Source organism: Nostocoides sp. F2B08 (assembly GCF_009184895.1).
Taxonomy (GTDB): Bacteria; Actinomycetota; Actinomycetes; order Actinomycetales; family Dermatophilaceae; genus F2B08.
Map to the genome: position 1 here is coordinate 37,696 of NZ_WESE01000014.1, position 16,016 is coordinate 53,711.

Genomic DNA, 16,016 nt, shown 5'->3' on the forward strand with positions numbered 1-16,016 from the left:
TGCGGAGGTCGCGCTACACCTGCTCGGGGAGCCCGCTGAGCGGATGGCTGTCCCGCCGGTTCACTGTCGGAGTCCCTTCAGGGTGGCGTGGCACACTGGCCGGCAGGTCGGCGCTCCATCCCCCACGGATGCGCCGGCTCAGCGTCCCGGGTCGAGGCCACCCCCCCCGGCCTCCCCGGGACGCGCCCTTGCCCGGCCGTGCTCAGGGCCCTACCCGCGAGGGCCACCGGAAGGCGATCGGCGCTCTCGGCAAGCCCTTCCTTTTCACGACATGGGGGACGTTGGGGGACCTTGGCTCTGACCTGCGCAAACACCGTTTCCACTGAGAAGGTCCCTCCCCCTGAGAGGGCCCGTATTGGCCGGTTTGGGGGACCTTGTTTCGGCACCGTCCTCGTCGTTGGCTTTCGACGAGAACAGGAGCAGGGACATGAGTGTGGCGACCAAGCTGGGACTGACCGACCCGGGCCGGGGACTGCTGGCCGACGCCGGTGAGAAGTGGAGCCGATGGTGTGAGGAGGATCCGCGGCTGGCGGTAGCGGAGGATCTGCTGGAGCTCCAGGACTGGCTCATGGAGACGGTAGGCCCGGAGGCGCCGCAGTCGGCGTGGGACGAAGCCGACGGGGCGCTGCACGCCTTGGCTCGGCTGTCGAGCCCGCGCGGCGGGGACGACATCGCGGCCACCGCAGCGGTGGCGTACCTGCTGCTGCCGGGGGCCTCGCTGCTGGCGAATCGGCTACGCGGTGTCGCCGAGCAGATCGACCAGCTCGTCGCGGCCCAGCTGTGGCTGGAGATCCGGGCCTTCAAGTGGGAGCGCCTGCAGAAGGTGGCCGCCAACATCCTGTGGAACACCCGACGCGAGGTCCTGCGCGAGGCCCGCGCCGACAAGGCCATCCTGCTCGACCCCGGCGCCGACGCGTGGCAGCGGGCCGAGGCCCGCGCCCGGCCCGACGACGAGGACCTGTACGAGAGCCTCGAGATGACGTGGCTGGTGCGTCACCTGCTCGCCCGGGCCATCAGCGAGGGCGTCATCACCGACCGGGAACGTACCGTCCTGCTCGCTCTGGCGGAGGCTGCCGCCGACAACGAGGTCGCCACCCACCGCGGCGTCGCCGGCCTGTACTCCCGGCCCGCTCTGCACGCGGTCGCCCGTCAGACCGGCTGGTCGATCTCCACCGTTCGCCGCAGGGCCATGGCCAGCATCGAGGCGATGGCCGACGCCTATGGGCACCTGCCGGTGGCATCGTGAACACCGGCGGGCGCCTGTCCGGCATCAGCAGCCATGAACACCCGCGAACCGGACAACCCGGCCACGTGGCGGACCTGTCGCACGAACCGGCCGGTGGGGTCATGACCGCGGTCGCGACCCGCCCGGTCGTCGGGGTCGATGAGCTGCGTCGCGCGTGGCGCGCGGTGCAGGACGGCCAGTTCCGCGCCCACCACCGCGAGCCGGTCCCCGCGCGTCCAAGCCGGTCCCAGAAGGCAGTTTCGTGGTCGCCGACCGGGCCGGTGCTCCCGGTGCTCGGGTGCCTCGGCCAGGCCGGCGCCTCCGCTATGGCCCTCGCCTTGGCGACCGCCGTCGGGCCGGCGCGGGTGGTGGAGTGCTGCTCGGCCACCAGCTCCGGCCTCGGCACGGCCGTGACGGCCGAGCTCGGCCACACTCCGACCGGGTGGCGCCTCGGCCGCCGCGACCACGTGTCGATCGTGCGCGCCGCGGGAGTGCACCTCTCCCTCGCTGAGGTCCCGACACCCGACGAACCCACCGACCACCCCGTCGACACCGAGTCGTCGCTGACGGTCCTCGACGTGGGCTGGGACCTCGGGCACGTCCTCGCCACACCCGGCTGGGTCGAGCAGCAGATCACCGGCGCGGAGTGGGTCGTCCTCGTGACGACGCCGACCGTCCCGGGGGTGCGTCGCCTCGAGGTCGCCGCGAGCCTCCTCGGCCCGCACCGGTGCGTTGCCGTCGTCGTCGGAGCGAGCCGACGCTGGCGCCCGTCGTCCTCGGTCGCGGCCGGACCGAGCGTCCATGCACTCGAGTCCACCCAGCAGCTGCTTCAGATCCCGCGCCAGCGGTACCTAGCCCAGGACGGGATCACCGCCGCCCCGCTCCCGCCGGCGCTGCTGCGAGCCGCCGCCGGGATCCTGCGCCGCACCGGCATCACTCCGGTGGACGCTGCATCTGAGAAGGGACCCATCCGATGACCCCTGCATCCATCACCAGCCTCTTCCCAGCAGCCGTGTGCCCGGTCGCCCCGCCCGGGGCGCAGGCCTACGCCGACCAGATCACCGGCTACGTCCTATGGGGGGTGCTCATCCTCTTCGTCGTCGGCATCGTCGTCGCCATCGGTGCCGTCGTCGCCGGCCGGCTGTTCTCCATGCCGCACGCCAGCAAGGTCGGCGTGGTCTCCATCGCCGTCGTGTTTCTCGCCGCGGTCGGGTACATGATCCTGCCCGGCATGATCAACGGCATCACCGGATCCGGGTGCGTCTCATGACCACCACCACCGGCATCAGCACCGCAGCCTCCGCAGTGGGGGTGTGGGATCGGCGCCGGCTGCAGCGCACCCTCGCTGGCGTCACCGCCCTCGCCGTCCTCCTGCTGGCGGGTCTGGCCTATGCGATCCAGGCCGCGCTCGCCACCGAACCGCAGACCGCGGCCGCCCAAGCAGCCTCGGTCGGGCCGGTCGTCGTCGCCGTGGAGGACCTGCCCGACAGTGCCGCCCGACGGGACGCGATCGCGGCCGCCCCGATGCTCGCCGTGCCACCGGACGCGGCACGCGGCGGCACCCCCGCCCAGACTCGAGCCGAGCCAATTGCGATCCCGGCTTCGGGCCGGGTCGGCCCCGCGAACGTCCCCACCGGCTACCCCCAAACCCCAGAAGGGGCGATCGGGCAGCTCGCCGCGATCACGGCCGCCACCCTGCAGAGCCTCTCGCTCGACGACGCCGCCGACATCTACGCGGCGTGGACCGAGCCCGGCGCACCGCCGGCCAGTGATTGGACGCTAATGCGGAACCTACGGTCCTTCCTCGGCTCCGACGCCGCCGCGCACCTCACCGATCCCAGCACGGCACTGATCGCGACCCCGGTCGCCGCCCAGGTCAAGGGCATCGACGGCGACACCTGGACGCTGGCGTGCGTCCTCATGCACGTCGAAGCGCGCGTGGTCACGACGGCGCGGATGGGCTACGGCCACTGCGCCCGCATGCACTGGACCGACGACGCATCTGGGGGCCGCTGGGTCATCGGGGCCGGGGCCGAGCCGGCGGCAGCGCCGTCCACCTGGCCGGGCACCGAACTCGCCAAAGAGGCCGGGTGGCGCACCTGGGTCCCCGCAGAGAACTGAGAAAGGGAGGGGTTGTTGTGATCTGGTGGGAGCTGTTCGACCCGTTCGCCGCGCTCGGCAACGCCGCGACGAAGGTCGCCGCCGACGCCTGGACCGGCACGATGCTCAGCGTCTGGAACGCCGCCTTGTGGGTGTTGCGGGTCGTCCTGACCATCGAGGACCACTTCCTCACCCCGCAGCTGAGCCTCACCGGCCCGATGGCCGGGATCTATCGGGTGACGTTCTGGATCGCCGGCGTCCTCGTCGTCATCTTCGTCGCGGTTCAGCTCGGGATCGCCGCGATCCGCCGCGACGGGCAGTCCCTCGCCCGAGTGCTCATCGGGGCGGCGCAGTACGTCATGGTCTGGGCCGGATGGATCGTCTACGCCGTCGCCGTCCTCGCCGCCGCTGGCGGCTTGACGAAGGCGATGATGCGCGAGCTCCTCGACGTCGACCAGCTCGCTGCGTGGCAGCCGTGGGCGCCGCTGGCCGCCGAGGACCTCACCGAGACCGTCCTCGCGACCGTGCTCGGCATGATGGGGTTCCTGCTGCTCTTCGGCGCGGTCGCGCACCTGCTCGTCATGCTCACCCGCGCCGGCGCGTTGATGATCCTCGCCGCCACCGCCCCCATCGCCGCCGCCGGGCTGGTCTGGGAGGGCGGCCGGTCCTGGTTCTGGAAGACGTTCCGCTGGTTCCACGCCGCCGCCTTCACCCCCGTGCTCATGATGCTCATGCTCGGCCTCGGCGTGCAGGTCTCCAACGGCGTCGCCCTCGGCTGGGCCGACTCCCTCGCCGCCGCCATCGGCTCCGCCGTCCCGGCCGTGCTCCTGATCTTCATCGGGGCGTTCTCCCCGCTAGCCCTGTTCAAGCTGCTCGCGTTCGTCGACCCCGGCACCTCCTCCGGGGCGGCCATGCGCGCCGGGCTCGTCGCCGAAGGCGGCATCCAGGGCCTCCTCCGCGGCGGCAGCAGTGCCGGGTCGTCGGCCGCGTCGACCGCAGACGACACCGGCCGCTCCCAAGGCGAAGCCTCGAGCGAGGCCGCCACCAGCCAACGCGCCGCCCAGACCGGCGGCGGCATGCTCGCCGCGTTCGGCGGAGGTGCCGGGCAGGTCGCCTCCCGCGGCCTCGGGCTCGCGGTCACCCTCGGCACCACCGGCGCCAGCGTCGGTGCCGACCTGGCCAACCAGATGGGCGTCGGCCACAACACCTACATCCCCGACATGTCCCGCACCCGCGCCCAGACCGGCAAGGACCCGGCCAACCCGCAGGTCCACGGCGCCGACCCCGCCAGCCAAGGCGGCGGCAGCAGCGGAGGAGCCGCGCCGTCGGCAGGCCCCCAGCCCGGGCAGCAACCACCGATGCCGGCCCCGCCGACCCAGACCGCACCGGCGGGAGGTGCCGGGGGCACGCCCGGGGCGCCGAGCACGTCGGGCACGGCTGCCGGCGGGGGAGCAGCCGCAGGCGGCGCGGCGGGGGCCGCCGGGTCGGTTCCGGTCGTCCCCGTCTGAACTGACCCCCAACAACAAAAAGAAACCAAGTAGGAGGTGCGTCTCGTGGCGCAGATCTACAGCCAGTACACCAAGGCCCGGATCGGCTGGTTCCTCGGCCTGACCGGCTGGCAGGCCAGCATCGTCGCCGCCTCGACGCTGCCGTTCTTCTGGGCCCTCAAAGAACAGGCCTGGGCCTCAGCGAGCATGTTCCTGCTCATCGCCGCCACCGTCACGGGCGTCACCGTCGTTCCTGTTCGTGGCCGGTCGGCGGTCGGGTGGCTGCTCGCCGTCACCGGCTTCGCGATCGGGGGCCTGACCGGCTGGACCCGCTACCGCGCCCGCGCCACAACCGGAACGGTCACTGACCCGGACGTGGTGGACCTGCCCGGCGCGCTGTCCGGGATCGAGATCCACGAGGGCCCACCCACCGGGCTGTCCGGGGCGCGGGTGGCGGTCATCCAGAATCACGCCACTCGCACCTGGGCGGCCACCGCCGCCATCGTCCACCCCGGGGTCGGGATGGCCGACGCCGACGAGCGAGCTCGCCTCGGCCGCGGCTTGGCCGAGCTGATCGACCAAGCCGCCCGAACCGAGCTCATCGACGAGATCCTCTTCCTTGTGCGCACCGTCCCCGACGACGGCGCCGAACGCGACCAGTGGGTCACCCGCCACCGCCACCCGACCAGCGGCCTCGACGTCCGTGTTATCAACGACCAGCTCCAACAGGCCCTGTCCTCGGCGTCGGTACGTACTGAGATCTACGTGTCGATCGTCGTCCCCGAGACCCGCCTCACCAGAGCCGCGAAAGAGGCCGGCCGCGGCGTCGACGCACGCGCCGCGGTCCTCTACGGGCTCATGGCCGAGGTCGAGGCCCAGCTCAAAGGCGGCCTCGCCATGACCAGCGTGGCGTGGCTGACCAGCCCCGAGCTCGCCGCCGCCGCCCGCACCGGGTTCGCCCCAGGAGACCGCGCCGGAATCATCGACGCCCTCACCGCACACGCCACCGACGAGACGGTGAACGCTTCGGTGCCGTGGTCGATGGCCGGCCCCTCCGGAGCCGACCCCGCGGCCCGGCACTACTCCCACGACGCGTGGAACTCGATCAGCGCCACCATCACGCTGCCGATTAAGGGCGCCGTCCTGGGCGCCCTCGCCCCAGTCCTGACCCCGACGCAGCCGGGAGAGCGGCGCAGCTTCCTCGTCGCCTACCCGATCCTCTCCCAGCACTCCGCGGCGCGGCAGTCCGCCAGCAGCGAGTGGGCCGCCGACATGGGCCAAGGCCTGCGCGAGAAGGCCAAGATGCGCACCTCCACCAAGGCCCGCGACGAGACCGAGCAGGTCCGCGCGCTCGAGGCCAAGCTCGCCCGCGGCTCAGCTCTCACGCGCCCGTATGCGGTGTGCACCGTCACCGTCCCCAAGACCGCCCGCATCGCCGAACACGGCCGCCACCTCGACGCCTCCATCCGCCGCGCAGGGTTCGCCCCCCTCCGACTGGATCTATCGCAGGACGTCGCCTTCGCCGCCTCCGTCGTCCCCCTCGGCATCAGCCTCACCCGCACCACCACCTGAACGAAGAGCGAAACAGGAGCGACACGATGATCAGGACGCAGCGCGGGAGTGGGCGGGATATGACCCGGCTGCTCGCGGACTTCGGCCACACCCTGCCCACCCATCCCGCCCCGGCTGCCGGGTCGAAGGAGTCGCGGCTGTTCCGGTACGCCCCCCGGCGCGGGCCACGCCAGGCTGGGCGGGGGTGGGCGCCCGCGGCCGCACCGGTCACCGCCTACCGGATGCCCTCGGACCAGGCGGGCGTGTTCTGGCCGTTCATCCACGGCCCCGGCCTGCCCCCGACCGGCGCCCAGATGGGCGTCGACACCCTCTCCGGCGCCGCGTTCTACGCCGACCCCATCGGCTGGGTCCTCGACGACGACATCCCCGTTACCAACCCCAACGTCATCTGCATGGGCAAACCCGGCACCGGCAAGTCCGCCACCACCAAAGCCTTCGCCCTACGCATGACCGACTTCGGCTACAAGATCCTCATCCTCGGCGACCCCAAAGACGAATACGAACGCCTCTGCCACTTCTTCAACGTCCAACCGTTCACGCTCGGCCCCGGCCTGCCCGCCCGAATCAACCCCCTCGCCTTCGGCCCCCTCGCCCACCGCTGGAACCACCTCACCCCAGAGGAGTCACAGTCGCGGGCGGCGGTCGTGTTCGGCCGCTGGCTCACCCTCCTGCGCGCCCTCGTCGGAAGCCAACGCATCGGCGACCAGCGCGTCCCCTTCGGACCCTCAGAGGAGAACGTCGTCAAGACCGCGCTGCGGGATCTCACCGGCTACGACCGCGGGACTAGCCACCTGACTGAGACCACCATCCCCGCCCTGTGGCACGCCCTCGACCACCCCACCGACGACCTTGTCACCGCCTGCCGCTACGCCAGCCGGCAGGTCTTCCTCGACGACACCCGCCTCCTGCGCGACGCCCTCGGCCAGCTCGTCTCCGGAGCCCTCGCCGGACTCTTCGACGACCACACCACCATCGTCATCGACTGGCACGCCCCCATCCAGTCACTGTCCCTGTCTCGCCTCACCCCCCTCGGCGATGAGGCCGTCGGTATCGCCCTGGTCTGCCTGAACTCCTGGGGTAGGGGGATGCGGGAGATCGCCGAACCGGGAGACCTGCGCATCGTTGTGCGCGACGAGATGTGGAAGGCCATGCGCCTCGGCATCGACGCCGTCAAGAGCCTCGATGAGGACTTTCGCCTCTCCCGAGGCGTCGCTGGCCGCGGCGGCGACATCCAGTGGGCCAACGCCCACAAACCCTCCGACATGCTCACCGTCGGCGACCACGGCTCCCAAGCCGCCAACATCGCCAGAGACCTCATGCACCTGGCCGACATCAAGATCCTCCACGGCCAGAAACCCGGCGTCGCCCACGAGCTCGACGACATGCTCGGCCTCGGGCCCATCGCCACTGACGCCATCACCGGCTGGGCCATGCACCGCAAAGGACGCGCCCTCTGGCAGATCGGCGACCACGCCCACAAAGTCGAAACCTTGCTGCATCCCATCGAGGCCCACCTCACATGGACAAATGACGCCATCCAGGGCGCGCTCTAGGCGCTCCCATGGCGAAGCTGGTCTCAGCGATCACCGCAGCCCTTCTTCTGCTCATCGGTGCACCGCTGCTCCTGGCGGCGTTCGTCGTCACCGGATCGACCGCGGCCGCCCTTCAGCTCGAGTCCTGCACCGCCACAGGCGGCGTCGGGGCGGGGGAGTGGCGTCCTCCGTACCAGCAGGCGTACGTCGTAGGGGCTCGCGGGTTCGGGATGCGGTTCCACCCCATCTTGCGCACCTGGCGGGTGCACACCGGACAGGACCTGACCTCAATCCCCGCCGGCGGGCCGATCGTCGCCGCCGCTGCCGGCACCGTCATCTTCGCCGGGGACTCCGGCGGTTACGGCAACCTCGTCCTCATCGACCACGGCGGCGACATCGAAACCGGCTATGCCCACCTCGCCCGGATCGACCCGGACATCACCGTCGGCGCCACCGTGTCGATGGGGCAACCACTCGGCACCGAAGGCTCCACCGGCAGGAGCACCGGCAACCACCTCCACTACGAAGTCCGCCGCAACGGCACCCCCATCGACCCCGTCCCCTTCATGGCCGACCACGGCGCACCCCTCGACGGCCGCGCCATCGCACCCACCACGCCAGCGGGGCAGGGCACCGGTTCAAGTCTTGCTCCGGTGGTTGCGGACACCTTCTCGTTCGAGCTGCCCGAACCTGGCGAGCCGCGCCTGAACTCCCTCACCAACCCCGCCCTCCCCATCCCGCCCGACATCAAGGCCCTCTACATGGCGGCGGCCGAGGAGTACGACGTGCCGTGGGCGCTGCTCGCCGGGATCGGCATGGCCGAGACCGCGCACGGGCGCATCCGTGCCAATAGCTCAGCGGGGGCCCAAGGACTTATGCAGTTCATGCCCGCCACCTGGGCCATCTACGGAGTCGACGGAAACGGAGACGGGAGAGCCGACATCCTCAACGACACCGACTCGGTCATGAGCGCCGCCAACTACCTCACCACAGCCGGCGTCCACAACGGCCCAGACAGCGTCCGCGACGCGCTCTTCGCCTACAACCGAGCCCACTGGTACGTCAACGACGCCCTTTTCTACGCCGCTCAGTACGGGGTCGGCGCGGTGGACTGTCAGTGAAGCGACGCAGCTGGCCGGCATCGAGTTCGTGGTGTGGTCGAGGAGTGTGGCTCTGGGCCTCGCAGTTCGAGAGAGTCTGGGCGCCGACGGACACGCACCCTCCGGTCATCTGTAACCACAGCCGCCCTGGGTCAAGCGAGAGGCCGTGGCCGCGTTCTTGATCTAGAGTGCCTCATTGCCGGTAGAACGATCTTTCAGGTCTGTTGGTGTGCCGCCATAACCCGCGCGTGCGCGCGACTGGGGATTCCCTCACCAAGCGGGACGGAAGTCGCCCTCGATAACCGCCTTGGGGGAGTGATCATCGCTCGCCGGGGGGCGAACGTAACCCAGCGCGTCCGCTGAATTGCGGCTGAGTGACTTGAGCAGGGTTGTGTGTGGGCGAGGGATCCATTTGCAGCCAACCTTCTCTTCCCCGCGACAGCCTCGACGTGCTAAGGATCCTCTTTGAGGCGCCGGAGTACCGTTCGGCACCCCCGGGGAAGGTCAGACTCGTATAGATCGATCCGCCTAGCTCGACGAATCACCGTGGAGGAGCGGTTGGGGGATCGCTTGGGGTCGGTCAGTAGGCAGTGTCCGCGTCGGATGCCCGTGAGCGACACAGGAGTTTCCTCGTCGGGTCGGGTTTGTCCGCGTGGCCGGCCGGCTGAGACCTGCGCCGACGGCTACGGTGTGATTCAGACCCCCGGTGTCAGCCTTGCTGTGCTGTGTTGGAGGGCAAGGTGACAGGAGGAGCGGCAGTGGCGCGCGAGTTTGTGCAGGACCAGCGCGTCATCCTGCCTGCCCTGTCTTCTCTCGGGTACGTGACGGTGGACATGGCCGTGAAGGGGCCTGCGGGCGGCTGGGTGCTGTACGTGAAGGACGACGGCGGCGGCATCCACCGCGCCGACCTCACCGCCAGCGAGGCGGACGAGGTGAAGACGCTCACGCAGGACGGCAGCGCCAGGTCGGAACGTGTACTCGCGGGCATGTGGACTCAGTGGATGGCCGCAGCGTCCATGAACGCCCGTTCGACATTGCTCGCGTCGTCACCGTTGGAGCCGTACGCGCACCAGTCACATGCCGTGTACGGGGCGATGCTGCCCCAGCCGTGGTTGCGGTTCCTCCTTGCGGACGAGCCGGGCACGGGCAAGACGATCATGGCGGGCCTGTATTTGCGTGAGATGCAGAAGCACGGGCTCATCCGCAAAGCCCTCATCGTCGTCCCCGCGAACCTCGTGTCGAAGTGGCAGGCCGACTTCGAGCGGTTCTTCGGTGGAGGGCTACGTCGTATCACCGCTGGCACCGTGCGGGAGCACGCGCTGGACCTCGACCATGACATGTGGATCACCTCGCTGGAACTCGCCGCTGTGAACCCTGCCGTGCAGGACGCGATCCGGCCGGACCTCGCGGGCTGGGACATTGTTGTGTTCGACGAGGCGCACCGGCTCACGCCGACGGCCCAGTCATTCCACCGTGTCGGCCGACTGCTCGCAAGGAATACGCCCCGCGCGTTGTTGATGACCGCCACCCCGCACCGTGGGTCGGAATGGCTGTTCCGCCACCTGCTGCACCTCGTAGACCCCGACATCTACCCCGAGCCCGGTGACGATTCGCGCCAGCAGCTCGCTGCGCTCCGCCCAGGCTCAACCCACTTCATCCGCCGCATGAAGGAAGACCTCGTCGACTACGACGGCACCACCAAGCTGTTCAAGGGCCGGCACGCGTCGAACCTGCGCGTACCACTCACCCTCGAAGAGCTCACCGTCTACAACGAGGCGCTGGCGATGGTGAACCAGTTCTTCCCTCCAGCGGCCCAAGCCCTCGCCCGCATGGTCTATGGCAAGCGGACAGCGTCGTGCCTCTACTCGCTCGCGGAGACGCTCAAACGGCGCCGCGACCTCATGGGCGGAAAGACCGCCGCTGAGACCGCCATCGACGTGGACCCGTACGGGGAGGACGAGTCCGAACGCGAAGTCGAAGAGGTCGTGAACGCCGACTCCCTCTCCGCGCGAGCCGAGAAGAAGGCCATTGGAGGGCTGCTCGCCACGCTCGAATCGACGCTGGCCCGCCCGTCATACGTGCCGTCGAAATGGCGCCGCCTGACCGACGATTGTCTCGCCATTAACGGGATCCGACCCGGCGGCAACGAGCAAGCGGTTGTGTTCACCGAGTACGCCGACACCGCCGAGTGGATCACCGCGCGACTTAACCGCGAGGGGTACACCGCCCGCCCCTACTCCGGCAGGCAGAACCAAGCCGAACGAGACACGGTCCGTGCCGCATTCATGCGCGGCGACTTTCAGGTCATCGTGACCACGGACGCCGGTAACGAAGGCATCGACCTGCAGGCCGCGCACGTCCTCGTGAACTACGACATCCCATGGTCATTAGTCCGGCTCGAACAGCGCATGGGTCGCATCCACCGGGTCGGGCAGACCCGCGACGTAGAACTGTTCAACCTGGTGGCTGTGGACACACGTGAGGGCGAGACGCTGCACCGTCTGCTGGACAACTTCGTGAACGCCGCGAACGAGCTGAACGGGCAGCTCTTCGATTCGCTCTCCCTCGTGGCTGAGCTGACGGGCGTGGACTACGACAAGTGGCTCACCGCGCTGTACGGCAACGACGAGGACCGGAAGGCCGAGGCAATCCAGGCGGCCCGCCGCGTCACCACGGCCCAGCTCAAGACCGCTGCTCAAGCGGCACGCGCACAAGAAGCGCGGCTCGCTGAGCAGGTCAAGGTCGTCGAAGCACTCGCGCTGCTCCACCGTGACTACCTCGAACGGATCAACCCCGCAATCGTCGACGCCTACCTGGAACGCCTGAACGCGTCCGGGCTCGTCACCGTGCGACCGACCGCGATGGGTGACGAGGTCCGGCTCCTGTCCGCGACACGACTCCCGAACGCGCTGGGCGGCGAGTCCCAAGCCCTTGTCGCGATCAGCGGCGACGCGCTGCGGGAGGCGGCCCGCTCGGACATCCGCGTCCTCGCGCTCGGGCCAGGCGACCCCGCGTTCGCGGCACTCATCGACCTGGCCGAGGACGACCTCGCCCCCGACCTGTACCGCGGCGGGGCGGCTCAGGACCCGACCAGCATCACCGCCTACGACCTGTACGCCTACCGGGCCGAGCTCACCGAGGCTGACGGCCGCCGCCGCACCCAGTGGGCGTGCCTTGTGCGCGTCGACGCGACCGGGAGGGCCACCGCTGTCAGGTGGGAGTCCCTCGCGAACCTCGTGCCGACCACCGACCAGGGTCATGCGCCGCACCCCGCACGCGATCTTGCAGCTGCAGATGAGGCCCGCAGGCTCGCAGACAAGGCCAAGTCCGCGTCCCAGTCCGCTCGGACCGACTGGTTCTCCGACGCCCGGCGCGACCTGGCGAACCTGCCCACCGACCTGACACCCGCGAACGTGTTCCCGAACCGGGAGGAACGCGTCGCGCTGAGGACCACCCTAAAAGCCAAGACGGAAGCCCGACTCGCGGAGCTCGAACGGCTCTCCATCGTCGACATCACCGCGCCGCGGCCCGTGGCTCGTATCCACGTCGCCCCAGCAGGCGTGCCCGCAACCCTGGAGGAGAAGGACTCCGAGGCCATCTCCATGCGGCTCGTCGCGCACACCCTAGCGCTGCGAGGCTGGACCGTCTCTGACGTGCACTTCGACAACCTAGGCTACGACCTGTACGCCCGCCGTAGCCGGGAACACCGGCTGGTCGAAGTCAAGGGTGTGTGGGGTTCAGCGAGCTCTACAGGTGTGCGGCTGACCGGCAATGAAGTCCTCATGGCGACCCAGCACGGCAAGGACTACTGGCTGTACGTGGTGGACGGGTGCGCGGACGGGACAGGCCGTATGTTCGGGACCTACCAGAATCCGGTCAAGGTGTTCGACTCGGACATCACCGCAGACGCGATCTTCAAGGTCCCGGGCTCTAGCCTCGCTCGCGCCGCTCACAAGGAGGACGACCAGGCGTGACACGCATGATCGAACGCTGGTTCCCGACTGCTGAGGTGAGCGCGAACAGCGGCTCCGGTTGGGGCAGCGGTAATGCCGAGGTCGGCGTGATGACCTGGTTCGCGAAGCGACCAACTGCACAGGCCAAGGCCGCCACGATCTGCTCCCTCCTGCCTTGGCCCGAGGAACCCGCTGAGCAGGCTCGCCTGCAGCAGTTGGTGCGGGACGCGATGCAGGGAAGGTTCGAGCGTGGCGCAGAACTCCGTGCGGAGATCACGAAGGCCAACGGGGAGGAAGTCAGCACGCTAGACCCGTTCTCTGGTCGAGGACTCATTCCACTGGAGACTGCACGGCTGGGGTTGAAGGCGCACGCTATCGACTACAGTCCGGTAGCCGTCATGGCATCTCGTCTGCTGGCTGACTACCCATGCAGGGACTGGAGTTCAGAGCCACGTCTGCCCTACGACTCTCACTCAGACCAGCTCGAGGTGACAGCAGCGCGACTCGTCAGCGACGTTCAGACGGTGATCGAGGAAGTCGGTCGCCGGTTCACGACATCGCTGCGGCCCTTCTACCCACAGGTGGACGACAAAGACGCGTGGGGCTACTTGTGGGCGTTGAGCATTCCATGTCAGGAGTGCAACCGCCACTTCCCTCTCATCGGCCAGCTCGAACTACGCAAAGCCAGCACACGGAAGAACCGGGCGAAGGGAACCACCTACAGCGATCCCGGCCAGTCGTACTACATCGACGCTGACCATGCCGCGGGTTCGTGGGTGGTGGTTGTTCACGAGGGTCCACCGAGGGGCCTTCCCACCCGGCAGGTGCCACCAGGCAAGAGCCGCTACGACAGCAACGGTCGAGTTGCAGTGTGCTCGTTCTGCGATCACCCGCACGACCGCCATGTCCTTACGCGACTGCTCGACGAGGGCCACGGACGGGACGTGCCGCTCCTCGCCGCTGACTTGGACGTAGTGGTGGGAAAGTCGTATCGCGCCTTGACGGACGAGGAGAGCGAAGCGATCGAGCGAGCCACCGAAGCTCTCGCTGCACAGGAGAAGTTCAGCCCGTTCCTGAGTGCTGTTCCCGATGAGCACATACCAGAGGGCAACACCTGGACCGTGCAGGCGACTGTCTACGGTGCCCGCACCTACGGGGACATGATGAACGCGCGGCAGACGCTATCCTTCGTCAGCCTGGCGCACGCGATCAGCGACGTTGGAGCCGATCTGGTCAAGAACGGCAACAGCAACGACTACGTGCGTGCGCTGACTGGCTATGCAGCCGCAGCCATGTCCCGCAAGATCCGACGCGCGACTCGTGGATGCACCCTCGACCCCAAACTGAATAAGGTGAACGACTTGTTCGCCACAGAGTCGAGCCTCAACTTCTCGTTCGACTACTTCGAGGTAGGACTGGCTAACGGACCGGGGAGCTGGCAATCGGTGGCCGCCGGGACTGTCACCGCGCTCCGTTCGACAATGCCGCCCGCCCGTGCCCAGTCGGCTGTCGTGGACCACGGGTCCGCGACCGTCTTGCCTTTCCGTGACCGCACTATCACCGCCGTGGTTACCGACCCGCCGTACGACGCCATGATCGACTACAGCGACGCGAGCGACCTGTTCTACGTATGGATCAAACGGGCGCTGGCAGACGCATGGCCCGAGCTCAGCCTCACCGCGCACGAGTACGGCGTGCAAGAGAAGCGCGATGAGATCATCGTCAAGAAGGGCGGCACCAGCAACAGCGACCACCGGACGAGGGAGCACTATGACGCGCTCATCACGCAAGCGTTCCGCGAGGCCCAACGGGTCGTGCGGTCCGATGGCGTCGTCACCATCGTGTTCGGACACGGAGAACCCGAAGTCTGGCAACGCTTGCTGACGGCCATCCGCAACGCCGGGCTTGTCCTTACTGGCGCGTGGCCCGCCAAGACGGAATCAGGCGGCAAAGTCGGGTTCACCAACATCGTGACAACCCTGACCATGGCCTGCCGGCCCGCCCCAGAGGGCCGTCCCACGGGTCGTAAGGCTTCCGTCGAAGCCGAGATCCGCCGAGTGGTCCGCAGCCGGTATCCCGACTGGGAGAAGTGGGGACTCGCCCCCGCTGACATGCTCATGGCCGCTGCCGGGCCCGCCATGGAGGTGGCCGGCAGGTACGCGGAAGTGCTCGACGCGAAGGGCAGCCCAGTCGACATCGCAACGTTTCTCCCGTTGGCGCGAGCAGCCGTGCAGGACGCGATGGCAGTCGAGATCGACCGGCAGCCGCTAGAAACGTTCGATGCCCGCACAAGGTTCGCGCTTTGGTGGGCTCGCCTCTACGGGCGGCAGGTCCAAGCCAAGTCCGAACTGCGTTGGCAGGCCCTCGCAGCGACCCTGGAACTGTCCGAAGTTAGGGATCTCGTTCCAGACTCGCAGAAGGGCTGCCGGTTCACTGAGGCCAAGGCCGCGAACCGTCGCATCGACCCAGAATCGGCGGTCGTGGACGTGGCCTTGGCGATGGCGAAAGCGTGGCCGCAAGGACTGGACGCGGTGGGAGAGGTCCTGGCGGCTTCCGGGCGAGACACCGACGACGCGTACCTCTGGGCAGCCATGGCGTTCCTGGTGGACAGGCTGCCCGCCAGCGACGCAGACGTTGTGGCGTGGACAGGCATCCTGAGGAACCGCCGCAACGTGGGCCACGCCGCCCGCGGTGCCGAACAGGCCCGCCAGGACGCCCTAACCGCCGCAGCCCAGCCCACTCTGGACCTGACAATGGCCGGAGACGACCCGATCGCGCCCACCAAGAGAGACAAGGGGACCCGAGGATGAGCACGGACTTCACTCCATGGTGGGAGGCTCTGAAACTTCGCTCCGAGATCGTGGACGCCTCTGGTGCGATCGATGACGTGCAGATGAGTCTGCACGACGCCGTCTATGGCAAGGCCTCGGCCCGACCTGCCTACGCACAAGCGGGCTACTACGGGGAGATCACGCATCCCACCGGCCAGCTCGTTGACTTGCTCGCAAAACTCGCCGTTCGGCTGGGCGGAGGACCTGAGGACTACA

General features: G+C 68.9%; 10 protein-coding genes. All 10 read left to right on the forward strand.

Annotated features, from left to right (window positions below; translation table 11 throughout):
• Positions 1 to 427: 427 nt before the first annotated feature.
• The 10 genes from GA707_RS19540 to GA707_RS19585 all read left to right on the forward strand — a co-directional run bounded on the left by GA707_RS19540 (position 428) and on the right by GA707_RS19585 (position 15,779).
• Complete coding sequence (locus GA707_RS19540) at positions 428 to 1,246, forward strand: hypothetical protein (RefSeq protein WP_152180132.1); 819 nt, start codon at positions 428 to 430, stop codon at positions 1,244 to 1,246.
• Between the two features lie 101 nt (positions 1,247 to 1,347).
• The gene (locus GA707_RS19545; protein ID WP_152180133.1) at positions 1,348 to 2,202 is read left to right on the forward strand and encodes a hypothetical protein; all 855 of its coding nucleotides are present in this window, start codon (positions 1,348 to 1,350) and stop codon (positions 2,200 to 2,202) included.
• Positions 2,199 to 2,495, forward strand: coding sequence for a hypothetical protein (locus tag GA707_RS19550; protein WP_152180134.1), 297 nt, complete (start codon positions 2,199 to 2,201; stop codon positions 2,493 to 2,495). Before GA707_RS19545 ends, GA707_RS19550 begins: the two co-directional genes overlap by 4 nt.
• Entirely contained in the window at positions 2,492 to 3,346 is an 855-nt protein-coding gene (locus tag GA707_RS19555) for a hypothetical protein (protein WP_152180135.1), read from the forward strand. The genes GA707_RS19550 and GA707_RS19555 overlap by 4 nt, the downstream gene beginning before the upstream one ends.
• 17 nt (positions 3,347 to 3,363) lie before the next feature.
• The gene (locus GA707_RS19560) at positions 3,364 to 4,833 is read left to right on the forward strand and encodes a hypothetical protein (protein ID WP_152180136.1); all 1,470 of its coding nucleotides are present in this window, start codon (positions 3,364 to 3,366) and stop codon (positions 4,831 to 4,833) included.
• 45 nt (positions 4,834 to 4,878) lie between these two features.
• On the forward strand, positions 4,879 to 6,384 hold the full coding sequence (locus tag GA707_RS19565; protein ID WP_152180137.1) for an SCO6880 family protein: 1,506 nt from the start codon (positions 4,879 to 4,881) through the stop codon (positions 6,382 to 6,384).
• A 26-nt stretch (positions 6,385 to 6,410) separates the two neighbouring features.
• Positions 6,411 to 7,937, forward strand: a complete 1,527-nt coding sequence (locus GA707_RS19570) for an ATP-binding protein (protein ID WP_152180138.1) — start codon at positions 6,411 to 6,413, stop codon at positions 7,935 to 7,937.
• An 8-nt stretch (positions 7,938 to 7,945) separates the two neighbouring features.
• Positions 7,946 to 9,037 carry a M23 family metallopeptidase gene (locus GA707_RS19575; protein WP_152180139.1) on the forward strand — a complete coding sequence of 364 codons (1,092 nt, stop codon included), beginning with the start codon at positions 7,946 to 7,948 and terminating at the stop codon, positions 9,035 to 9,037.
• A gap of 737 nt (positions 9,038 to 9,774) precedes the next feature.
• Complete coding sequence (locus tag GA707_RS19580; RefSeq protein WP_226963980.1) at positions 9,775 to 12,990, forward strand: helicase-related protein; 3,216 nt, start codon at positions 9,775 to 9,777, stop codon at positions 12,988 to 12,990.
• The gene (locus GA707_RS19585; RefSeq protein ID WP_226963981.1) at positions 12,987 to 15,779 is read left to right on the forward strand and encodes a hypothetical protein; all 2,793 of its coding nucleotides are present in this window, start codon (positions 12,987 to 12,989) and stop codon (positions 15,777 to 15,779) included. Before GA707_RS19580 ends, GA707_RS19585 begins: the two co-directional genes overlap by 4 nt.
• Positions 15,780 to 16,016: the final 237 nt, after the last annotated feature.